16 protein-coding genes are annotated in these 23,604 nt (G+C 54.2%); 4 read left to right on the top strand and 12 right to left on the bottom strand.

Annotation, left to right across the window (positions count from 1 at the left end; all coding sequences use genetic code 11):
* Position 1: 1 nt before the first annotated feature.
* The 8 genes from isdE to DQG13_RS15300 form a co-directional block, all read right to left on the bottom strand.
* On the bottom strand, positions 2-874 hold the full coding sequence (gene isdE, locus DQG13_RS15335; protein WP_220094381.1) for a heme ABC transporter substrate-binding protein IsdE: 873 nt from the start codon (positions 872-874) through the stop codon (positions 2-4).
* Positions 875-888: 14 nt separating this feature from the next.
* On the bottom strand, positions 889-2,115 hold the full coding sequence (locus tag DQG13_RS15330; protein WP_113020652.1) for a heme-binding Shp domain-containing protein: 1,227 nt from the start codon (positions 2,113-2,115) through the stop codon (positions 889-891).
* A 121-nt stretch (positions 2,116-2,236) separates the two neighbouring features.
* The gene (locus tag DQG13_RS15325) at positions 2,237-8,833 is read right to left on the bottom strand and encodes an S-layer homology domain-containing protein (RefSeq protein ID WP_113020651.1); all 6,597 of its coding nucleotides are present in this window, start codon (positions 8,831-8,833) and stop codon (positions 2,237-2,239) included.
* 145 nt (positions 8,834-8,978) lie between these two features.
* The gene (locus DQG13_RS15320) at positions 8,979-9,332 is read right to left on the bottom strand and encodes a nitrous oxide-stimulated promoter family protein (protein ID WP_113020650.1); all 354 of its coding nucleotides are present in this window, start codon (positions 9,330-9,332) and stop codon (positions 8,979-8,981) included.
* A 3-nt stretch (positions 9,333-9,335) separates the two neighbouring features.
* Positions 9,336-10,991 carry an amino acid ABC transporter ATP-binding/permease protein gene (locus DQG13_RS15315; RefSeq protein ID WP_113020649.1) on the bottom strand — a complete coding sequence of 552 codons (1,656 nt, stop codon included), beginning with the start codon at positions 10,989-10,991 and terminating at the stop codon, positions 9,336-9,338.
* Positions 10,984-13,104, bottom strand: a complete 2,121-nt coding sequence (locus DQG13_RS15310) for a DUF454 family protein (RefSeq protein WP_113020648.1) — start codon at positions 13,102-13,104, stop codon at positions 10,984-10,986. The genes DQG13_RS15315 and DQG13_RS15310 overlap by 8 nt, the downstream gene beginning before the upstream one ends.
* Before the next feature lie 75 nt (positions 13,105-13,179).
* Positions 13,180-14,601 carry a HAMP domain-containing sensor histidine kinase gene (locus DQG13_RS15305; protein WP_181592766.1) on the bottom strand — a complete coding sequence of 474 codons (1,422 nt, stop codon included), beginning with the start codon at positions 14,599-14,601 and terminating at the stop codon, positions 13,180-13,182.
* A gap of 2 nt (positions 14,602-14,603) precedes the next feature.
* Positions 14,604-15,281 carry a response regulator transcription factor gene (locus tag DQG13_RS15300; RefSeq protein WP_113020646.1) on the bottom strand — a complete coding sequence of 226 codons (678 nt, stop codon included), beginning with the start codon at positions 15,279-15,281 and terminating at the stop codon, positions 14,604-14,606.
* A 221-nt stretch (positions 15,282-15,502) separates the two neighbouring features.
* On the opposite strand from DQG13_RS15300, the gene DQG13_RS15295 reads away from it, so the two are divergent.
* Both DQG13_RS15295 and DQG13_RS15290 read left to right on the top strand, forming a co-directional pair.
* On the top strand, positions 15,503-16,246 hold the full coding sequence (locus tag DQG13_RS15295) for a Crp/Fnr family transcriptional regulator (protein WP_113020645.1): 744 nt from the start codon (positions 15,503-15,505) through the stop codon (positions 16,244-16,246).
* A 143-nt stretch (positions 16,247-16,389) separates the two neighbouring features.
* Positions 16,390-16,836, top strand: coding sequence for a M67 family metallopeptidase (locus tag DQG13_RS15290; protein WP_113020644.1), 447 nt, complete (start codon positions 16,390-16,392; stop codon positions 16,834-16,836).
* Here DQG13_RS15290 and DQG13_RS15285 read toward each other — a convergent pair.
* From DQG13_RS15285 to DQG13_RS15275, 3 genes are all read right to left on the bottom strand, one after another.
* Positions 16,817-17,554 carry an exonuclease domain-containing protein gene (locus DQG13_RS15285; protein WP_113020643.1) on the bottom strand — a complete coding sequence of 246 codons (738 nt, stop codon included), beginning with the start codon at positions 17,552-17,554 and terminating at the stop codon, positions 16,817-16,819. The two genes, DQG13_RS15290 and DQG13_RS15285, sit on opposite strands and share 20 nt — an antisense overlap.
* Positions 17,555-17,590: 36 nt before the next feature.
* On the bottom strand, positions 17,591-18,658 hold the full coding sequence (locus DQG13_RS15280; protein ID WP_181592765.1) for a DUF294 nucleotidyltransferase-like domain-containing protein: 1,068 nt from the start codon (positions 18,656-18,658) through the stop codon (positions 17,591-17,593).
* Between the two features lie 152 nt (positions 18,659-18,810).
* Positions 18,811-20,169 carry an ammonium transporter gene (locus DQG13_RS15275; RefSeq protein ID WP_113020641.1) on the bottom strand — a complete coding sequence of 453 codons (1,359 nt, stop codon included), beginning with the start codon at positions 20,167-20,169 and terminating at the stop codon, positions 18,811-18,813.
* 407 nt (positions 20,170-20,576) lie between these two features.
* Between DQG13_RS15275 and DQG13_RS15270 the strand changes: the two genes are divergently transcribed.
* Both DQG13_RS15270 and DQG13_RS15265 read left to right on the top strand, forming a co-directional pair.
* Positions 20,577-21,014 (top strand): MerR family transcriptional regulator, encoded by a 438-nt coding sequence (locus DQG13_RS15270; RefSeq protein ID WP_113020640.1) that lies wholly within the window; start codon positions 20,577-20,579, stop codon positions 21,012-21,014.
* A 46-nt stretch (positions 21,015-21,060) separates the two neighbouring features.
* Positions 21,061-21,741, top strand: coding sequence for a zinc metallopeptidase (locus DQG13_RS15265; protein WP_113020639.1), 681 nt, complete (start codon positions 21,061-21,063; stop codon positions 21,739-21,741).
* A 119-nt stretch (positions 21,742-21,860) separates the two neighbouring features.
* Here DQG13_RS15265 and DQG13_RS15260 read toward each other — a convergent pair whose 3' ends face one another.
* Positions 21,861-22,535: a DNA-binding response regulator gene (locus tag DQG13_RS15260; protein WP_113020638.1), complete on the bottom strand. Its 675-nt coding sequence runs from the start codon at positions 22,533-22,535 to the stop codon at positions 21,861-21,863.
* Between the last annotated feature and the right edge of the window lie 1,069 nt (positions 22,536-23,604).

Genomic DNA, 23,604 nt, shown 5'->3' with positions numbered 1-23,604 from the left:
CTCAGTCCTGTTCATATAGAATTTCGCGCAGCTGATTAAGCCCTTCCTGATAGTTCAGGTTGGCGCTCATCCCGAATATCTGGTTGCTCAAATCAAATACCCGCTCCTCCTGAACAGCGCGAAAGTGGCGCCATATATCATTGTCTCTGAATTCCTGCTCGAATGCGGCCATAACCGCCTCAGGCAAAGCGTGGGAGGTGCGCAGGATGATATCCGGGTCCCGCTTGATCAGCTCTTCCGTATTGACGCTGAGCAGCGCCTCCGGGTCATCAAACACATTGACGCCGCCGGCCAGCTTCACAAGGCTGCCCACGTAGGAATGCTCCGTAGCAATCATATACATGCCCGGCAGGCCGAACAAAATGAGGACGGAGGGCTTGTCTTTTCCTTGTACAGAGCTGGCATAGGCATCCATAAATGTCCGGTATTCGCTTATCAGCGCATCCGCCTGCTTCTGCCGGTCATATTTCTTCCCAAGACCGTCAATGCTTCTGAACATGCCGTCCAGGCTCAGCAGGTTGACGAATGTGGACGGTACGCCAATCCGCTGGTAATGGGGCTGCAGGTCCTGCTGCAGGGCGTTGGGCGACAGCACATCTGTGGGATTTAAGGCTTTGACAATCTCGAAGTCCGGCGTCATGGGAGCCCCGACAATCTTCACATTTTTATAACGCTCCGGAATGGCAAAGGCTGTATCGGGTATCCCCACCAAGTCCAAATCCAGCTTATCCAAAATGGTGCACAGGGGCGCCGAGGTGCTGATAATCCGCGGCTCCCCTGTCTGCTCTGTCACCGGGGCGGAGGACCTGACGGCACAGGCGTTGGCCGCCAATAGAACCGCCATGCACAATACCCCGATTATGCTCTTTCTCATATGGCGCCTCCTCATCAGACTCTTTTTGTGCTTCTGCGATACAGATAATAGCTGGCTGCAGCCGCAAGAATGACTGCCGCTCCACCGATGAAGCGGAGGACATTGTCGGAATGTTCAACAAGGGCAGGCGATTCAAGGCTATTCCCTGCGCTGTCAAATTGAGTCAGCCCCTGGTCCGCCAGCCGGGCGGTGCTGCCTGCCATTACTTTCTCTTCTGCCCCGTTGGAGGCCATAGATGCAGCAGCGGCTGCACTCGGAGCAGGAACTTCTTTGGGCTGATTGCCCTGGTCTGCACCGGCCGGCTTGGCCTCTCCGGAGGCTGCCGCAGCAGCCTGTTCCTTGCCCGCTCCGGCGTCTGCCGTGTTTGCGGGAGCTGCCTTGGGCTCCGCCTTTTCCGCTCCAGCCTGGGACTGATTCCCGCCATCCCGCAGCTGGGAGGGGGATTGAACTGGTGCAAGTGGCGGCGTTTCTTCCTTCGTCTGCTGCCCGTTCTCTTCCGGCGGAGACTCGGCTGCCGCGGAGGAGGGGGTGGCCGCTTCGGGAGCGGTCTTGCCGGGAGCATGGGTCTGCTTCCCGGTCTGCTCCTGTTGGCCGGCCTGTTCCCCGTCCGCTTCTACTTGCTTCACTCCCGTCAACTGCTCCACCAGGGCAGGCATTTTGCCCTTCTCCGCATTGCCTCCCGTCAAGCCTGCGGCGAACCCGGAGCCATAGCCGCTGGCTGCTTTGTCCGATGCGGCAAAAGCTCCTTCGTCGGATTTGACCGAGGATACGTCCGGTGTAATAAAGAATATGACATCACGATTCATGGGGCCTACAAAAAAAGTCAGCCTTACCCGCAATTCAAGGGACTCCACTTCAAACCGGTACTCGGTTGTATCGGTTTCCTTGTTTTCCTTGGTTACATCAAAGGGAACCGGCTGATATCCCGTTCCCTTGTTCTTTTCCGCTTGTGTGCTGATGCGCATATCGGTTATATAAGAGCTTAAACCGATGCGGATGGTCAAGTATTGCTGTCCATCCTTCACTTCATATAACATCAATGGCTGGGTTAAGCTTCTGGCCATGGGTTCCCCAATATCCAGATTGGAGCCGCCGTCATCTGTCTTGCCTGTATCCGGGTTCGTATACGAGGTGGAATTGCTCACACTGTAGACACCGTCTGCGAGAGCAAACGCAGGAGCTGCAGCAGCCAGCAATGTGATTACCGAGGCCAGAATAAGGACGAGAAATTTCCCTTGCATTCTATTCACACTCCAATTTTGCAATTGAAAAGACGTTTCACCGCATCTCTCATAATCAGAGCTGCGGTGACTCGTCTACTGCCCATATTTTATTGCATATACTTGCCGTCTGAAATTCCGGTTACTTCGCTTGCGAGGCAAAAAAATCAAGCGCACGTGCGATAATTGCCGTTACCTCAGCTCTGGTAGCCGTTCCCTTCGGGTCAAACCGGTTGTCCTCCCTGCCCTGAACAATACCAGCCTGGCGGGCCAGCCGAACGCTGTCCGCAGCCCACGGGCTAATAGAGTCCGCATCGGCAAATTGCTCTGCAGCGGCATCGGCATACAGCAAAGTCAGATCAATGCCGGCAAATTTGATATAGTTGGCGAAGATCACCGCCAATTGCTCCCGGCTAATCGCCTGATCAGGAGCAAAGCTTCCATCCTCAAATCCGCTGACGATCCTGTTATCCGCCGCCCACGCCACATACTTGGCATAGTATTGATCCGGGTCAACATCCGCAAACGGTACAGTGGTGTAGCTGTCCACCTTCACCTTGGCCAATCTGCCCAGCACGGTCACAAGCATGCCTCTGGTCATGGTCGCATCGGGAGCAAATTGCTTATCGCTTACTCCTTCAAACAACTGCTTGGACACCGCCAGTTGAATCGATTTCTCGGCCCAGTGGCCTGCCGTATCCTCGAACACAATCTTCGCAAGCTCTGCCTCCAGATCAGCCTCTGTTTGCTTTGTTCCCTCTGCGGCAGACTTGATCTTCTCAAAGGAAACACTGATGGTGGCGGCCTTTTGGACCTTTTCGAAGGTATAGGTCTCCTCTGCGCCGACAGACTTGCCGTCCACAATAACATGCTTGATCTTATAGCCTTCATTGGCCTTGATTTTGAACTCCTGATCCTTGCCCTTCTCTACCTTCACCTCGCCGCTGGGGGTAATGGTGCCGCCTTCCCCTGCCTCTGCCTTGATGATAAAGGAAGTGGCAGCAGGCGCTTGAGGAGTTGTAGGCGCAGCCGGAATGGAGCCGCGTTCCAGGGTAGAGGTATTGAACACCAGCCGGAAAATGGGCAAGGACGGCATGGAATCCGTCACCATCGGGACTTCCACCTGCATAAATTGTTCCTTTGTAATGGATTCTACAGGGAACCGGAACACAATTGAATTGCCGCTTTCTATAAATTCCTTGGAGGCTTCAATATAGCTGCCGTTGGCATCGCGGTACCACAGGGTCTTTACTTCCTTCATCGGCAGGGTTTCGGTGCCCTGCATATTTAACGTTACATTAATGACGCCGGAGCTTACGGTAAGCCCCAATTTGCCCGAAATCAACGGATCGCACATGGACGCCTCATCAAGAGCTTCCTTCAGAGCCCTGGCGCTGATGGTGTAGGTGCCGTCAGGCAGATTGTCCGGGTTCAATGGCAGATTTCCTCCGCCTCCGCCCCCGCCGCCTGGAGTCGTAGTCTCCGTCACCGCAATCACATACACGCTAAGATGCTCGGTATAGAAGGTTGCTGTTCGGGCTGTCGGATTGAAGACTGCCTGCACAACCTCCAGCTCCTTCGTGTCCGGATTGTAGTAGAACAGCTTCGCCGTGCCCTTAGCAATTGCTGTCACCTGCGTTTCTGTCAGAGCGACAGCAATCTTAATCTTGCCGCCTAACTGATGGACATCCTTTACGTCCCCATTGGCAAAAATCTGCTGCAGCTTCAGATCAAAATTGTCCACAAGGCTTGTTTTGGTTGTGGAGGTTGTCTGGGCTGACAATGCGGCTGTTACACCTTGTCCGTCCGCATTCTGAACGGATTGCTTGACCAGCTGAAGGCCTGCAATTCCCGCTTCCTTGATCTGCGCCTCCAGCACAGCAACGGGGATGACCACAGCATTCTGCACACTGTTCGCCGCATCCGCCAGCTTGATTTCAACCGCCGCTGCCGCTTTGACCTCTTCCGCCAGTCCAGCCAGCCAAACCTGCAATTTCCCTGCATCAACTTTCGCTTCATTCGGCGTTGACGATTCAACAATTCCTTCCGCAAGCTCAACCGGATTGTCTAAATCCGGCTCTGTCGGATCGGTTGGCTCAGTCGGATCTGCATCCCAGTTGAACTTCAAATGTATTCTTTGAATGGAGTTATCCATCGGTACCACCGTCATTGCCAGAACCGGCAGCTCCAGGGAAGGAATCACGAAGGTGTACTCCTGGCTTTGGTCATTCTCATTGTATTTCCCCTTGATGCCATTGCCCTGCTGACCGTCCAGCGGCTGCTTTGATTCCGGCTCAGTCCATATTTCCGCTACTGCTCTGCCATCAACCTGCTGAGGCTGCTCGCTGTCCTTAAACAAGGTTGCCTTCACAAATCTAATGGTTGCGGTAATGACTCCATCCTTTATTTCCAGAGTTGCCCGCGGGTCAAGAGCATCGGCCATAGCAGAACGAACATTGTTTGTTCCATGTCTGATCGCCTCCACCTCTACCTCATATACCCCGTCTTCCATATCTGCCGGGTTAGTAGAGCCTTTTTTCACCACAGTAATATCCTGCACAGCTGTTTTGCCGCTGGCCACATGGGTAATGGTCACCCGGGTATCGGCCGTGGTCAGAATTGTTCCGTGTGCCGGACTAACTGCGATTCCTTCAGCCGCAAAATCAGTGAAGCCTACCTCAACCGCCGTTCCGTCTTCCTTGGTCAAGGAAACAACCAGCCCTGTCAAATCCAACGGCTCATCAGCCTTATAGCTGATTTTGGCCGGTGCTTGCTTCACAGCAATGGCTGCTGCCACCGGTTCCGCTACCGTAACCGGAATTTTCAAAACAAGGGGTTCTTCTCTCCCAAATTCATATTGAAGTGTGATCTCATGAAGCGCACCCACGTCTTCCTTTGTCAAGACCGTTCCCACTGCCGGGTTGACAGCTACGCCATATGAGGCTTGATACTTGATTAAATTGGCAATCGTCATTTCTGAAGTTAATCCGGTATATTTGCCGTCAGGCCACACCAAATCAACGGCTAAACCATCCAATAACGCCGCATTAATTTGCTCGCCTACGTAATATGCCGTTCTCTTTGGCAAGGTTTTGAGCCTTATTTCCGCTAAATCGGACCGAACAATATTCAGGTAGATGCTGGCGCTGGCAATCTTTGATTCCGTATGGGTAATATAAAGAGTTGTCGTTCCGATGGACTCAAACACTTTTCCTTGGTCATGATTGGGCGCCAATCCATAAGCAGCCAATTGAGTATAATCAAGGTTTTCCGTTTTTACGCCATTTTGCAGCTCAAGCGTAACCTTCAACCCCGTCAAATCCAACGGTTCTCCTTCAAAAAAGGTGGTTCTTGCCGGATTTGCCGAAATTGCAACTGCTTTGACGGTATTGCCGGACTTGATCTCCATTTCAGCTTGAGCTGCTTGGCCTGACAGTTTGTGCACGATCCTGACAGGCACCTTTGTGCCTACTGCCGACTCCGGCAGGATATCCTTGTACCCGTCTGGAATTTCCGCTTCCAATCCGGCGGCTTCCCATTGGTTGGAGGGAATCGCAGCGACCACTCCGTCTGCATAATGGATATGGACAACCATCCCGGTGAAGTTCAACTTCTGACCGGCAAAGCTTGCAGCAGGTTGACTGCCTATGGAAATACTCTCGACACCATCGGCTGCTTTGTAATCCTTGACGGCAATCGGCAGCACAACTTGTGTGCCTGACTTAAGATGCTTGAAGGTGATTTTATCCAAGCCCACATGTTCCGCTTTCAGAACATAATCGGTGCCTTCCCACCAACTGATTAAATTAGCAGGCCATAATTGTGTTAGGGTAGCATCCTTGGTGGTATTATCGTCATACACGATTGTAAAGGATATTCCGCTTGCTGCATTTGTACCCAAGCCCGTTTGGATATTATCTCCCACAGTAAAGACTGTTTTTGCCGGCGGTGTTTTGATTCGGATTTCCTTAACATCCGCTCTAACCACTACAACTCCGTCAATTTGCGTATTGATGCCGGTGCCTGGGGAGGTGACGTAGAGTGTTCCTGCATCCGTCAGGGTCAATTCCTTCGCTTCCAGCTCCGCTGTGACCGGCACATTATTGATCGTGGCGACTAAGCCGTACTGGCTGAAGTCAGCGTATGGAATTTTCTCAACCTTTTTGCCGTCACGGTATGTAACCGTCACTTGCAGGTTTGCCAAATTGAGCTTGTCTCCCACATTATAATATGCGCTTGCCGGGAATTGAGCTCTTGCAATGGTTTGAATAACGTCCTTGGCTGCTTTTACTTCCGCATCGAACGTGGCTGTTTTTCCTGTTGATTCATGTTTGATTGTGAGCTGCAAGCCGCCAATGTCATTCTCCTTTAATTCGGTGTTAAATGGCGGTTCAATGGTCAGCCCGGCATTCGCCAATTGTGCAAGGGCGAAATCCTGTTCACTGCCATCGTCGTATCCCACAGTCACAACCAAGCCCTTTAGCACGGTCGTATTGATGGTTTCTCCAACAACATACAAGGTTCTGGCCGGCTTTGTTTTAACAGTCAGCTTCTCGACTACCAACACATTCTTTACAGTAAGATTGAAGGCCGCTTGTTGACTGATGTTCGCATGGCTTAATGTAATCGTCTTCGTTCCAACTTCATCAAACACAGTACCCATGGCCGGGCTGATTGAAATTCCCGCATCAGCCAATTGTGCCGCGCTGTATGCTGCAGAAACTCCGTTGTCATATCCGAGCTTCACACTTAAACCGGCCAATTGGGCGCTTGTCATTGCTTCTCCCACGTTGTAAATCTTTTTCGCCGGCTCTTGCGCCAATTCTATTGAGGCAACGTTGGCATCCTTGATCGCCTCTGCCAAGGGCAGCACGCGAACCGGCCATGCTGCATGAGCCTGCGTTCCATCGTAGTTTGAATAAGCAATGGTAATATTCTGGTAGGCTGTCAGCATCGCCAGGTTGTTCCATGGCCACAGGTGGAAATCTCCCGATTCACTGTATTGGGCATATGTCAGTGTTTCAGTGGTTCCATCGTCCTTGCTGAGCTTCAATTCCGTACCGCTCAAATCCAGCTTTTCATCTATCACATAAGTGGACTTGGGCGATTTGCCTTCCACAAACTCGACCTTGGTCACTTTGGCAGGCGTGCCGGAAATCGGCGTTATATTTTCAATCTTGAATCTCCCTGCCGTTACCATGCCGACAGCTACAACATTGTATACCACCGGTTGATAGGTTTGCTCTTTTATGGGCTCCTTTAATTCAATTTCGAATACACGGGATTTATCGGGATAATCGACGCCTTTTATCCCTGTTCCCAACCCCGCCTTGTACGGATCGTTCCAAATATCATCCCCGATTGAAACCTCAAATACTTCGGCAATGGCTCTTCCATCAATCAGCATTCCGAATATGCTTGTGGGCACGAAGCGGACTCTGAGCTTGGCTTTGCCGTCCTTCACTTCAATATACGCTCTTTTGGCAAGGGAACTCGACATCATGGATGCCGCATTGTTTGTGGCATGCCATCCGTAAACGTCCGCTTTATAAAGGCCGTCTGTCAAACCCACCGTGATGGGCTGCTCAACAGACACACCGCTTGCCGTATGGGTAATCGTTATTTTATCGGTTCCAGGGACAAGCTTTGCCCCATGGGCAGGATTAACCGCCAGTCCGGTGGCTGCGAAATCGGCAAATTCTACCTCTTCCGTTTCCCCATAGGGTTTTATTAACGTCACCGCCAGACCCGTCAGGTCCAGATTTTCTCCGACAGCATACGCTGTTTTGGGTTGGGCTTTGACCGTAATTTCAACCGGCTGATTCTTTTTCACCGTAATCGGCAATTTTACAACCCTTGCTTCTCCATCAAAATTGCCGTAAGAAACCGTAACGGATGTACCGTTATTTTCCTCCTTCAGTACAGTTCCATTACGCAGCCACATGGTGATGCCGTTAATAATATTGAAGTCATCTGCAGTATTATAGGCCACCTCGCGCGAGGTTCCATCCGCTTTTTTCAAGATCAATTCCAATCCGGTAAGGTCCAAAGGCTGGTTAACATAATAATCAAGCTTCGGATTTTTCTTCACGGTGATTTCTGTTATATCCTCAGGTCCATTATCCAGCCTGGTGATATTTTCAAATTTTAACCGCGCCTCCACCTTCATGGGAGCAATTTGATCAACGTTGAACACCACCGTGGGATAATTCAGCGAAGACAGCTCAAATTGGAATGTTTTGCTTCTGTCTTCTTGGTTTTCCTGTCCTTTGATACCCGTTCCCCATTTCTGCCCTGCCTCTATATCAGCAAGGGAAGCTTCAGGAAACAGCTCTGCCAGCGCACTTCCGGGTACTTCAATTGGGAGATCGAATAACCCGTTAGGCCTGGGATATCCGACAATAAACCGGGCTGTCACTTCTGCCTTTCCGCCCACCACATTGATATATGCTCTTTTGGAAAGCAAGTTGACCATTGCAGACGCCTTGTCCGAGGTCGCATGCCACGCATAAACATCCGCGGTGTAGAAGCCGTCTGCCAACCCATGAGTTGGCGGAGATGGATTATAGACGGCTTCCACAACAGAGGCCGGCGCATAAACGGCTCCACTAACCGAGACCTCTGGATTAGGATCAGACGGCAGCGGCTCGGAGGCCAAGGCTCCTGCAGGAAAGCCGGAAAGCAGCATGATAAAAATCAATACAATGCTTAAAAAGCGGTTCATTCTATGGCTGATCATTTTTCCTCTCCCTCTCGTTTTCTCCTATTATTGCTTCATTCCGGAAGTGACGCTTCGCCGCCGCTTTTCTCATGGCGAGGACGCCAAGGTCCGATACTTGCGCATCATTCATGCTCCCCCCCTCCAAGCGTAATAAAATCCGCCGTCAAACCTTCTTTTGCCGCAGTTCCTCCTTGCGCTTCCTCTGCCGGTATATGGTGCTGGATATAAGATGCTTCACCGCCAGCAGCGGATGGTGCACCAGCATCCGGGGACCGGCATAACGCATCACCGCCTTGATCCGGGCGCGCATTTCCCTGTTGTAGCAATGAACCGGACATTGCTCGCAGAAGGTCTTCTCCTCCCCGAACCGGCAATGATCCAGCCGCTTGCGGGCATATTCGAGAAGGGCCAGGCATTCGGGGCACAGCCCCCCTTTGGGATGTCCTTGGCCCCGGCAGTAAACGGCAATCATCTTCTCGACAACTTCCTTTTCGGCGGCGATTCTGCTTTTGGCCATAGCTTATGTCAGCCTTCCGCTTTCCAGCTTGTAGACCTCGTCGGCAATACCCAAAGTGGAATGGCGGTGGGATACCAGCACCACCGTTTTGCCGGCGCTCTGCTCCCGCAGGGACTTCAAAATGATAGCTTCATTGAGACTGTCCAAATTGCTGGTGGGTTCGTCAAGAAGCATAAACGGTCCCTCATGGAGGAAAGCCCTGGCCAGTCCCAGCCGCTGCCGTTCCCCGCCGGAGAGCCGGTCGCCCAGCTCGCCTACGGGAGTGTCGTAGCCCTGCGGGAGGGCCTGGATAAAATCATGCACAGACGCCTGCCGGGCCGCTCCCTCCACCTGGAGGCGGGAAGCGCCGGGATTGCCCAGTCTGATGTTCTCCTCAATGGTTCCGTGCAGCAGGAAGGTATCCTGGGTCATATAGCTCTCCATCTCCCGCAAACATGCGGTATTCAGCTCGCGGATGCCTCTTCCCGAGACGCGGATTTCCCCCTCCCGCACATCCCAGAACCGCATGAGCAGCTTCAGCAGACTGGACTTGCCCGACCCGCTCCGGCCGGAAATTCCTACAATCCGGTTTGCAGGCAGGCTCAGGCTCGCCTCCTTCAGCACCTTTTCCCCCTGATAGCCAAAGGAAATGCTGCTGCATTGGGCCCCCTGGAAGGGCACCGACACCCCGTCGGCAACCTCTGCCACTTGAGGAGCTTCATCAAGAATGTCCAGCACCCGTTCGCCGCTGGCCAAGGTTTGCTGCAGGCTGCTGGAGAGACTGCTGAGTGCGGCCACAGGACCGAAGGAGCTGATCATGGCAATGAAGGCCAGGAACATCTCTTCAAACCCAAGCTGCCCCTGCCGCTTCAGATGAAGGCCAACCAGCAGGACGGTGAAGGAGAAGCCCAGCACCGCCGCCTCTGTCAGCGCCCGGGTCACACCCTCATGGCGCTTCAGCGCCTTCTGCCTGTTGTCCAACTGCTCCGTCATCCGGTTGATGGCGGCCTGGCGCTTCTCCCCGCAATTGTACTGGATGCACTCCCCCATCCCTCTGAGGCTGTCCAGGAAATATCCGCTCAAAGCGCCGAAGCGCTCCCGGTAGGCGGCGGCCTGGCTTTTGGCCGTAGGGGAGGCAGCCAGCGGAATCAGCACCGCCACAGTCAGATAAGCGGCAGCAGCTATTGCCCCCAGCAGCGGATGAAGAAGGGACATAAAGCCTGCCATAATTAAGGAGGTGCAAAATCCGATTGCCACAGGTGCAATAGTATGGGCATAAAATACCTCCAACAGCTCAATGTCGCTGGTAATGACGGCGATCAGATTCCCCTTGTCCTTGCCCTCCAGCTTGGCGGGGGCCAGTGTGCGCAAGGCGCGGAAGAGCCTGTCCCGCATAACGGCCAAGAGCCGGAAGGCAATATAGTGGCCGCTCATCTGCTCTCCGTAGCGGAGGATTCCCCGGGAGACGGCGCATACTCCTATGGCGGCGGCAATGGCGCCCAGTCTGTAGCCGGTGTCCACGCCTGCTCCTTCCAGAAGAGCCAATCCGCCCAGCACCGGAATCCCGATAGCCGCCAGATAGCCCAGAATGCCCAATACAATTGCAGCCGCCATCACCGGCATCAGGGGGCCTGCAAGGGCCATCAGCCGTACCATGACAGACAGCGGACTTCTACGCATAAACGCCGCCTCCTTGCACATATTCTTCAATACTGCGCTGCCCCAGGAACAGCCGGGCATACAGCCCCTCCCGCTCCATAAGCCGGGTGTGGGTGCCGCTCTCGGCAACCTCTCCTCCCGCCAGCACATAGATGCAGTCGGACTCCACCACATTGGCCAGACGGTGGGAGATCAGCACAACGGTTTTTTTGCCGGCAAGGGAATGGATTACCTTCAAAATGCTGTTTTCACTCTCCACATCAATATTGGAGGTGGCTTCGTCGAAGATATAGACCGGGCTGTCATGAAGCAGCGCCCGGGCCAGGGCAAGCCGCTGCCGCTGTCCGCCGGACAGATTGCTTCCTTGATCCTCCAGCACACAGGAAAGTCCCCCCTGCATCAGCACGAACTCCCGCAGCTCAACCTGCCCCAGCGCCTCCAGCATATCCGTTTCGCTGGCTTGGGGAGCGGCCATCCGCAGATTCTCCTCCACGGTTCCCCGGAAAATATAGCTGTTGTGGCCGATCCAGGTGACATGCTTCATGATGCTTTCTCCCGCAGCAGCGGACAGCTCGGTGCCCCCGATGGCCAGACCTCCCGTATAGTCCCGCTCCCTGCCTGCCATAAGAGCGGCCAACGTGCTTTTGCCGGAGCCGGACTCCCCTACTATGGACACCAGACTCCCCCGGGGAATATGAAGACTGACATTGCGCAGAACGGGCCTGTCCGGCTCATAACCGAAGGACAGCCGCTCCAGCCGGATATCCCCCTCCGAGATCGGTGCCGCCCCTTCCTCCTCCGCCTTCATGTCCAGCAAACGGAAAATATTGTCGCTTGCCGCCATGCCGTTCATAGCGATATGGAAGAAGGAGCCCAGGAGACGCAGGGGGATGAAGAACTCCGCCGACAACAGCACAATCGCCAAAGCGCCCCACAGTCCGATCCTGCCCGCCGCAAGCTCATAGGCGGCAATTCCCGCACCCAGCCCGGCGCCGCCGAAGGCGATCAAATCCATAATGGCTACGGAGTTAAGCTGCATGGTCAGCACCTTCATGGTCACCTTGCGGAAGTCCTCCGCCGCCCGGTTCATCTCCTCATGCCGGCGTTCATCGGCCCGGTAAATTTTGAAGGTGGTCAGCCCCTGCAGATTTTCCAGAAAGCTGTCCCCCAGATTTACATAAATGCCCCAATATTTGCGGAAAAGCCGCTTGGCAATGCGCATAATTGCAATGATGGAAACCGGAATCAGCGGAACGCATACCAGCAGAATGACGGCAGCCTTCAGGCTGATGAAGGACAGCACGGCGAACAGCGTGGCCGGAGCCAGAAGACTGTAGAACAGCTGCGGCATATAACGGCCGAAATAATGCTCCAGCTGCTCCACCCCGTCCACCGCCACCTGCACCACCTCCGAGGTGGAAACCTTGCTCCTGTAGGAGGAGCCCAGCTTCAGCAGCTTGCGGTAGATTTGCGAGCGGAGGGATTTTTTGGCGTTGACGGAGGCCCGGTAAGCCAGCATGGTGGCCAGATAACTGCACAACAGCCGCACCGCCAGAGCAAGAGCCGTTATGCTCCCGGCAACCAGAACCAGCTTCCCGGTTGGCCGGCCCTCCCATACCCTCTGCAGCAGAATGGCGATGGAGATAACCGCAGCGATATTGGCCAGCAGGCCGATCCAGTTTACTGCCACTCCCAGAAGGATATACCGCCGTGAATGCTCCACCAGCGAGAGCAGCCTGCCGTTCATCATCTTGGAGGGCTTGCGCGGTTTGTCCGGGGCGATGGTTTTGATACGGGTTGCGAAGTAATAGTATTTATAAACGGCTACCAGCAGAATAAACAGCCGGAGGTACAGCAGCTCCGTTGCAATGAAGGCTATGGCCAGCATGGAAGAGGCGAAGCCCAAGGTCAGAACCTTGGAGGCGCGGGTCATGGAGCGGGAGCGGACAAAGGCCTCCAGATGCTTTTTGTACAAGGAGGTGGACAAGAACCAACGGTTGAACCGCTCTGATCCCCTGGCAAAAAAGAAGGCCGCCAGCAGCAAAAACGGCGTGGTCGGAAGCACCGGCACAACCGCTCCTATCGCCCCCAGGGCGAAGAACAGGAATCCGAGCAGAATATATAAGTATTTCATTTCCACCATCCTATCGATATTGATTATCATTATCATTATAAAGGAGAAAAATGAGAAAACGCTGTGAAGCCCACATTATTTTCCTGATGCCAGCGCCGGAAGGATGATGGTGACTGCGGTGCCCTCCCCCTCCTTGCTGCTGATGGCAATGGAGCCGTTATGGCGCTCCGCCAGGCGCTTGGCGATGGATAAGCCCAGCCCGTTGCCTCCCTGCCCCCGCCGCCTGACCTTATCCACCCGGAAGAAACGGTCCATGACGTAAGGCAGATCCTCTGCAGGAATTCCGGTTCCATAGTCCCGGATGCGGATATGGGCTTCCCCCGAGGCGTTGACAACCCCCGATATCTCCACTATTCTCGCGTCCTCCGAATATTTCACGGCATTGTCGAGAATGATCAGCAGAATCTGCTCCAGATGCTGCACGGAAATGTCCAGGGAGATGCCCGACAGCTCCTCCACTCTCATCTGGAACCGGAAGGCCGGGTACAAAAGCAGCATATTGCGGATGATCTGCCGGATCATTCCGGCGGGATCGGCCACTCTGCCCATTTCCTCCAGCTCCCCGCATTCCGCATTCATCAGCGCCAGCAGCTCCTGGACCAGCCCCTTCAGCCGCAGCAGCTCCTGAAGGGAGGCCTGCAGGGATTCCTCCAGCACAGCGGGATTTTCCTTGCCCCATCTGTCCAACAGGGCCAGATGGCCTTCAATAATAGTAACCGGCGTCCACAGCTCATGGGCCGCATCCTGAACGAACTGGCTCTGCTGCTGGAAAGCCCGCTCCACCTCATCCATCATGGAATTGAACAGGCTGCCCAGAGTGGACAGCTCATCGGTATTGGAGCCCGGAGGCATCCGTTCCTGCAACCCCCTCTGACGGATATTCTTAATGGTAGCCGTCAAGGCTTGCAAGGGCCTGAGCAGCTGCCGGGCCAAGGCCTGCCCCCCCAGAATACTCAGCACGGCGGCGCTGGCGGCGAATGCAACCATTACATGGATGAGCCTGACCTGAAGCTGCCGGTATTCCTCTCTGCTTCTGGCAATCTCAATGGTACCCTTAAAGCCTGCCATATGCAGGGGGCTGCGCAGCACCATCAGGGAATGCCCCCCTTGGGAAAGCGCCGTTACGCCTGTAGTTGGCACATTCAGACCGTCGGTCCAGGACTCGGGAATATCGTTGCTTACGATCAGAAGCCGGCGGTTCTCCCCGTCGAACAAACGGATCAGCTGGTTGGATTTGTTCACCCGGTACAGGTAGTTGCGGACCTGAAACAGCTCATTTTCCTCCAGAAGCCTTTCGTTCTCCAGGAAATAATCGAGAATTTCCCGCATCTCCTGCTCCATGTCCATCTTCTCCTGATTGACAATCCAACGGCTCATGAGCATGTATTGAGTGACGTTGTAGGCTGCAAAAAAGAAAAACAGCAGAACAGCGGCCCACAGGGTCAGCTTCCATTTGATCGGTATCCGGGCATGGGCGTATTGGATTCCTTTAAGCATCTTCATTTTCTCATCACGTAACCGATCCCCCGCTGGGTTTGGATATAACCGGCTTCCCCCGGCCGGTCAATTTTATTGCGCAGATACCGGATGTAAACATCCACCACATTGGTATCCACAACGGCTTCGAAGCCCCATACCAGATCCAGCAGCGCCTCTCGCGTCATCACACAATTGGCGTTCTTCATCAGCGCCGCCAACAGGTCGAATTCCCTGCGTGTCAGATCAAGGAGTTGTCCGCCCCGGTGGACAGTCCGCGCCGTTACATGGAGAGCCAGTTCCCGCACGGTCAGCAGCTCGCCCTGGGCTTGGGCAGCCTCATCCTGTCTCCTGAAGATGACTCTGATCCGGGCCAGCAGCTCCTCAATGGCAAAGGGCTTGGTCAGATAATCATCCGCCCCGCAATCCAGTCCGGCCACTCTGTCGGCCACGCTCCCTCTGACCGTCAGCATGATAATCGGGGTTCTGCGGAATGCCCGAATACGCCGGCAGACCTCCACCCCGTCCAGCCCAGGCAGCTTCAAATCCAGCAGAATCAGATTCCACTCCTCTGTCTCCGCCAGCCTCAGCCCCGTCTCGCCGTCGAAGGCGGCGGACACCTCAAAGCCTTCATGCCGAAGCTCCAGCTCAACAAAACGGGACAGATTGCGTTCGTCTTCAATAAGCAGTATCCGTTTCATGCCAATGATTCCTTTTCGCGTAATAGATGCCCGCTCCGCTCGGACAGAAAGCAGCAGCCGCCTGATCCGTCCTGGGGTGGAGACGGTTATTTTGCTTGGATTTATACTTATTGATAATGATAATCATTATCAATCAAATAAAATCGATACTTGTCAGTCTATCATTATCATAGTAAAATGTGGCCATAAAGTCGGTTGTTTTTACAACGGAGTGATAAAAGTTGAAGAAATATTATCCTGTTTTAATGTCCGTTCCCTTATTTAGCGGCCTGTGCCAAGAGGAGCTGGAGCTATTGTTCGGCTGTCTCGGGGCAGTGGTCCGCCATTATGAAAAGGACGAGCCCATCACCCTGCCCGGCGATGATATCCGCCATATCGGGATTGTGCTGGCGGGCAGAGTCCAAGCCGTGGAGGCGGATGCCAACGGCAACCGGAATATTTTCTCCTACTTCGGCCCTGCCGAGCTGTTCGGGGAGGTATTCGTCTGCGCCGGATTGGTCAAGAGCCCTCTGGCCATCACCGCCGTCTCCCGTGCTTCCGTCCTGTTCCTGGAATTTCACAGAGTGCTGGCGCGGTGCACCCTGAACTGCGCCCTTCATACCCGCCTCATCGAAAATATGCTGCGTGTCATCGCCTCCAAAAGCATGAGCCTGAACGAAAAGCTCAGCTGCGTCGGCTGCCGGAGCATCCGTGAGAAGGTGGAGGCCTTCCTGACTCTCCAGATGAAGCATGCCGGGCAGCGCTCCTTTCAAATCCCGTTCTCCCGGATGGAGATGGCCGATTATCTGTGCGTGGACAGAAGCGCCCTGTCGGCCGTACTGTGCAAAATGCGGGATGAAGGCTTTATCGCCTTTCACCGCAACCGGTTCGAGCTTCTGGCCGACTTTACCTACCGGACTCATTCCTTCCAGCCTTCCGACAAATTCCAAAAGAAGCATCCTGACCAGTATACCGGATCAAAATGAGAATACGGTGAGAAAAACAGGATTCCGGCTGCGGCTTCCGAGGAGCATCCGGCGAATCCGCAGGTCCATGCAAAAAAACGCCGGGCGGTTTTGCCTGCTCCGGCGCTTTCGGGACTAACTCTTTTTTTAACGGAGGTACCTTAATGAAGCTATTCTTCAGCGAGCCGCTGTTCCGGGACCATTCCCGCCCGGACAGTCTGGCGGCAGCCTGCAGAGAAGCTTTGCCGCATGAATGCTGCGGCATTCTGACAGGGCGAAGCGGACCGGGCTTCCTTCATGTGGACGGCTTCGTGCTGCTGCGCAATGCCGCCTCCCATCCGGAAGCCGCCTTCTCCTTCGATCCGGCGGAATGGGTGGAGGTTCTCTACCATTACGGCAATGCAGCCAATCCCGAACAAATGGTTGGCATCTTCCATTCCCACCCGGAAGCCCCCGCCATTCCTTCCGCCGCGGATATGGATACCCTGTGGGACACGCCGCTTCATTTGATCGTTTCCCTGCGCCACAACAAAACGCCCGAACTCCGCTGCTACCTTCCCCGGAGAGGCCGTTCCTGGGAGGAACAGGCCATCAGGTACCATAGTGGCTGAGATGGGCGTATAAATCGCCAAGATTGGTAATGTCCTTGGCTGCAATATCCTTGAGCATTTTGGCCCACAAATGAGCCGTCATAATGGAGTCCTCCAGCGCATGATGGCGCTGCAGCACCTCCACCTGGTACAAATCCAGCATGGAATCCAGATCATAGTGGCTTTGCTTGGGATGGAGCCACATGCCGATCATCATGGTATCCAGCAGCCTGTGGGAAAGATTCACCTTGGAGGTTTTCCACAGTGCCGAATTAAGGAAATGCTTGTCATGGCCGCTCCCATGGGCGATGAGCACCCGGTTGCTGACAAATTCCAAAAAACCCTTCAGCCCGTCGATGAGATCCGGAGCTTGGCCCGCCATTTCGTTGGTGATTCCGGTTAAGGTCACGATCTCCTCCGGCACCTGGCGTTTGGGATTGACCAAGGTATAGAAGGTTTCCTCACACACCTGATTCCCTTTCACCAGGATGGCGCCGATGGAGAGAATTTCATCCCCGTTATAAGGGGAGAACCCTGTGGTTTCCAAATCAAAAACCACCGCCTCCAGCGTATCCAGCTGCACATCATACAGCGAATTTTTCCGCTGCTCCTTCATGACGGACCGGATAAAGGCCATTTGCTGCGCATTCCGCGAATCGAACATGGACGTGATGGCGGGCGTCAGCCCCCCCATCTTATACAGCCGCCACATTCGGCCTGCAGGTCCCGGGTCCTTCATCCGTATCCCCTCTTTCCTTAAACGATTCCCGTTCCTTTACATCTCCTCGTCCTGCATCTCTTTCTCTACATATTTATGGAGCTTTTGTCCGGCCTTCAACACGAACTTCAGCTCATTTTTGCGCTCCTTGGTCAATTTGGCCCCGGGCAGAATGCCTCCGGACTGGTAGAAGCCGTCTTCCAGCTTGGAGGTGGTCAATGAACGGAGCTTGAGCACCGTCAAAACCGCCTGCCGCCATTGTTGGATCGCTTCAGGGTCCTCCGCCTTCCGGCGCTCCATCTCGGCAATCCGGTCCAGGGTATTGGAGCCGGCGATGCCGTGGCTGATGGCCAAAAGCCGGATTCCGTTCACCAGCGGAATGTAGGCGCCGTATTTAATGTCGATGCCCCCCATATCCTCGCCAAAACGCTCGGGAATCAGATTCCCCAGCACCCCCAGGGATACCTTGCGCCGGAGAGTGTTGCGGAGCATATGCGCCAAAAGCCTGCGGTCGGAAGCTACCCGGTCGAGAAGCAGGCGCTTCAAGCTTCCGCCCAGCCGTTCATCTCCGCTGATGCAGCGGGAGTCGGCAATAATGAGGGTATAGCGGATATTCTCCCAGTTGGGCTCATCCAGCCAGGCATTGATGGTGGCAAACCAGCCGGATTCGCTTTGCGCCCAGGAAGGATTATTGCACATCACATCCCCTTCGCAGGGCGGATAGCCCAACTGGAACAATACCTCCACAATCTCCGCACCCAGCCGTTTAAAAAAAACATCCGCCGCTTCCTTCCCTTCCGCTTCCGGCTCCTTATAGATCAGACCGTTATCCTGATCGCTCCATAGGGTTTGCTCGCGGCGGCCGCCGCTTCCGAACAGAATCACGGCATACGGAAGAGGCGGCGGGCCAAGACCCGACTGCAGCAGGTTGTCCTCCGCTTTTTTGACGGCAAATTGAATCAGAGCATCATGCAGCGTATTGACCCAATCGTTCCAATCCCCGGGAAACGCGTCAAGGGGTTGCGCCAGGAGCTTCTCATGGATTTGGTCTCGCAATCCGCGCAGTGTATTCGGGTCCGAGCTTTGCGCAATGGTCTTACGAATCTCCTCCAGGTGGAGTTCCATAGACATTGTCCCCTTCCGTCTTTTTAGCCCCAAAATGTAAATCAGAAGGCTACGGCTCCAGTTGGGGGCCACCTCCTGATTTACATTTTAACATAGGTGATCAGTCACTTGCGGCCCAAACATTGCGGTTTGCTCGTAAGCCTTAAACCCGCTTAGCCTGCCACATTGTAGCCGGAGCCGGCTTTCTTCATTTGTTCCGGATAACCGTAGGAACCATGTTCGCTCAAGTCCAGACCAATTACTTCTTCCTCTTCGGTTACGCGGAGGCCGATGACCTTCTTGATAGCCCAGAGAACAGCGAAGGCTACCACAAAGGCGAATACGCCGGAAGTGAATACCCCGTAGATTTGCACCCACAGTTGGTCGAAGCCGCCGCCGTAGAACAGACCGGCCTTGCCAACGCCGACCTTCTCAGCCAGCTCGGAGGTTGCGAAGAAGCCGGTGGAGAGAGTGCCGACAATACCTGCCACGCCGTGTACAGAGAGAACGCCAACCGGATCGTCAATCTTAACCTTGTCAAAGAACTTCATGGTGAAGTACATCAGGCCGCCTGCCACCAGACCGATGACCACTGCCGCCCAAGGCTCAACGAATGCGCAGGATGCGGTAATGGCCACAAGGCCTGCCAACGCGCCGTTCAGCATGGTCGGAATATCTGCCTTGCCCAGGAAAATCCAGGATACGATCAATGCGGCTACCGCCCCGGCGCCTGCAGCCAGTTGGGTGTTGAATGCCACATACCCGAAGAAGCCATCGCCTACTGCAACAGTAGAGCCTGCGTTAAAGCCGAACCAGCCTACCCACAGAAGGAGTACGGATACGGTAGAAAATACTTGGTTGTGCCCTTGAATCGCATTCACTGTGCCGTCCTTGTTGTACTTGCCGATACGGGGCTTCAGCAGAATGGTTGCCGCCAGAGCCGCTGCCGCGCCGGTCAAGTGAACAACGGTGGAGCCGGCGAAGTCTTGTTTGCCGTGGTCGAACAACCAGCCGCCGCCCCAGATCCAGTGGGCGATTACCGGGTAGATAATAATGCCGAAGATTATGGTGAAGATCAGGTATACGGACAGCTTGGCGCGTTCAGCGAAGCCGCCCCATGCGATGGAGAGGGATACCGCGGCGAAGGCTAATTGGAAGATGAAGAATACGGTGGAGCCGGAAATGCCTTCTACTATAATACTGGGGTTAAAGAACGCATCGGAGAGACCGCCCAGAAAGGCATTGCCGTCCGAAAAGATCAGACTGTAGCCGACGGCCCAGAATACCAAGGTGCAAAGGCCTGTGGCAAAAATGGTTTTGCCGGCCACATGCCCGGCGTTCTTCATGCGGGTGGAGCCCACTTCGAGAAGGATGAATCCGCCTTGCATCAGCAGAACCAGAACGGCTGCCACCATCACCCACAAGCTGTCCAGCGAGAGGTTCACAGCGGCCATCGGATCATCTGCCGCAAAAGCCAAGGTCGGGAATAATAAGCTCATGATACCTGTTGCATAAAGCATTTTCTTTACCATACTTACCAACACCCTTTCTTTAATGTGATGTTTTTTAACATCTTATGAAATTCTTAATGTCATTATATACGGCTGTTTAGCGTTTGACAACAATTAATTTTCTAAAAAACGAAAAATTAACGTACAAATTCTAGTGATAATTCGTGTTTTGTTAGCATATGGGATGTTATGGTACATAAATTGTATCATTTTCCGTATGTTCGGGGATTTGGAACCTTCCATAGCTGATAAACCTAACATTAGGTTCTGTATTAATAAATGTTGCTCCCCCCTATCTTCATGTCAGGTTTTCGCTTATAATTAGATTTTCAGCCGGTTATGCCGATATATAATGTAACCCGAACACAAAGCATAACGTTTTACTGTATGGTTTTTGTAGTGTACAATAGAAGATGGAGGTGATCCCAATGGAAGAACGGACTCTCTACCGGGTAGGGGAACTGGCCAAGCTGACCGGCGTCAGCCAGAGAACCATCGATTATTACACGCATTTGGGGTTGATCCATCCGATCAAACGGGCCGATAATAACTACCGCTACTATAATAATGAAACCATCCACCGTTTGAGGCGTATAGAATCGATGAAGCAGGAGAAGTTTACCCTGGAGGAAATCAAGGAAAGCCTGGATCGTGTGGACCGGATTACCGGAGAAGACAGCGTGGCAGATAAGCTAACAGATCTTCAGCTTCATATGCAGCAGCTTCTGAAGGAAGTCAAGGAAATCGAGCCGATCCTGGAGCAATTGAAGCCCAATCAGGCCAAGAACCTCTTCAAACTGATTACACCCGCCGGACTCGCCTGTTTGGAAGCCCTGTTGGTCCTTTTTGGTAAAGATCCCTTCTAATTGGTTTACCGAATCTACAGCAAAGATAAAAAAGGAGTGAGGCAAGATGCTGTTTACCCCATGGACGCCCCTGATACTGCTGGCTTTTGGCCTCAGCATTTGGGCGCAGTTCCGAGTCAAAGGCACATTTTCCCGGTTCAGCCAGGTCCCCGTCAGCACGGGCGTGACCGGCCACGAGGCGGCAAGACGGATGCTGGACGACAACGGTCTGTACAACATCCCCATTGAGCCGATTCCCGGCCAACTGTCCGACCATTACGATCCCATCGCCAAGACGGTGCGCCTCTCCGAGGCTGTCTACTATGGAAACTCCATGTCTTCCGTCAGCGTCGCCTGCCACGAGGTAGGCCACGCCATCCAGGACAAGGTCCGCTACCCGATGCTGGTAGCCCGCCACCGGATGTTCCCGGTGGTCAACTTCGCCAGCGGCATTGCGCCGCTCCTGTTTATCGGAGGCTTCCTTTTCAAATTCAGCGGCCTGATTCTCTTAGGCATCATCCTCTTCAGCGCCGCGGTGCTGTTTCAGGTCATCACGCTGCCGGTAGAGTTCAACGCCTCCGCCCGGGCCAGAGACAATATGGTTGCCCTGGGCTTCATCCGCAACGATGAAGAGGGCTTCGCCGCCAAGGTTCTCAACGCCGCGGCACTCACCTATGTGGCCGCAGCGATCATGAGCATCCTGCAGCTGCTGGAGTACATCTGGATCTTCAACCGCTCGGATGATTGATGGGCGGCGTGCAAGGCCGAACTGGAAGCTGTACTTCCGGTTCGGCCTTGTTTTTTGTGCACGGCGCATTTCACTCGGGGGCTCCCTGAAAAATACCCGGATTTCACTTCGGAGCTTCTCTACAGCAAACGCAAGTACCTGTCTATGCCACCCCGGGGATTAAACCGGTACTTGCGAACCCGCTGATTACCTGAAGCCGGAGCAAAAATTTCCTTGGCCGTTAAAGCTGCCAACCACCTCCTGGCGGTTCTGCCGCTACATTTCAACTCTTCTGCCACAACTCCCGGAACCAATTCCCCTCTTGACACCATCAATTGAACAATTTTCTTTTCCACAAGTTTCAGATTATGCTTAACCGGTTTATGCGCAAACCACTTCCCTTGCACCTGCTGCAACGTCCGTTCGCACACCCTCGGTCTCTCCTTCACCTCATCATAGGAAAACCGGATCACAATCCAATCATCCAGCACCAAATCATTCTGACGCTGCAGATGATCGGCATACTGCCACCGGCTGACGTCCCGCTGATGAGGACCATAACCGTCAATCTCGATGCAGATCCGATAGGGGCTCCGCACCCACGCAAAATCCAGATAACGGCAGCCTCCCTTATAGTCTGTCACCTGATACTCCGGAATCAAATCGTCAAAATGCCCGATAGCAGGCCACCACACTTGCTCCAAAAACAGCTTTTCCGCATGGCCGTGCCCCTCTTGCAAACGCCGCAGGTCCTCACCTGTCCTTCCTTGTTTGTGGCTATTGATAAAGACTTCGTATGCTTCCTGAAACGCCATTCCTGCTTCCTCCTCCCCGTAAAAAACAAAGCCGCTGCATCCCCTTCACAAAAAGGAGACCAGCGGCGTGTGCTTCACGACTTATTAAGTTATATCTTCATCATATCGCGGATAAAGATGATGCGCAAGAGCAACGTGGAGAGCCGCCCCCCGCGGCAGCCAATAGCGGAACCCCAGTTTCCGCTATTGCGGCAAAAAGCGCCTATCGGCGGCGATAGCGGCATATAAGTTTCCGCTATTCAGCACCAGTGGCGCTAATCCGGCTCTTCTCGAGGCCAATAGCGGAAACTACCCTTCCGCTATTGCCCCCCCTTCTGGTTACTCAAATAATGGACACTCCCTTTCCGCTATCCGCCCACCAGCTCCAGTAGCCCATTACGCCCAGCACCAGAAGCCTCGTTACGTCACCGCAGCAGCACCGCCACAGACGCTATTCGTCGGCCAACATCCCCGCGGCAGCCAATAGCGGAACCTCATTTTCCGCTATTGCGGCAAAAAGCGCCTACCGGTGGCGATAGCGGCATGTAAGTTTCCGCTATTCAGCCCCAGGGGCGCTAATTCAGCTCTTCTTGAGGCCAATAGCAGAAACTCCTCTTCCGCTGTTGCCCCAACCCCCTTCTGGTTACTCAAATAACGGACATTTCCTTTCCGCTATCCACCACCCACCAGCAGCCCATACGCCCAGCACCAAAAAGCCTCGCATCACCCCAGCAGCACCACCGCGGACGCTATTCGTCGGCCAACATCCCCGCGGCAGCCAATAGCGGAACCCCAGTTTCCGCTATTGCGGCAAAAAGCGCCTACTGGCGGCGATAGCGGCATGTAAGTGTCCGCTATTCAGCACCAGTGGCGCTAACCCAGCTCCTCCGGAGGCCAATAGCGGAAATTCCCCTTCCGCTATTGCTCCAATCCCTATCTGGTTACTCCAATAACGAACAATCCCCTTCCGCTATCCACCCAGCTGTCCAGCAGCCAGCACCGGCGCCACCCATACCAGCATCATCCGCCAGTCCACCACCGGCACCGTCCATGCCAGCACCATCCGGCCGGTTCTGATCCCCGGCCGCCC

This window comes from Paenibacillus sp. YN15, from assembly GCF_003285005.1.
In the GTDB taxonomy this organism is placed as follows: domain Bacteria; phylum Bacillota; class Bacilli; order Paenibacillales; family NBRC-103111; genus Paenibacillus_AR.
Note: the sequence above shows the minus strand (reverse complement) of the source record. Positions and strands in the feature narration are given on the sequence as shown.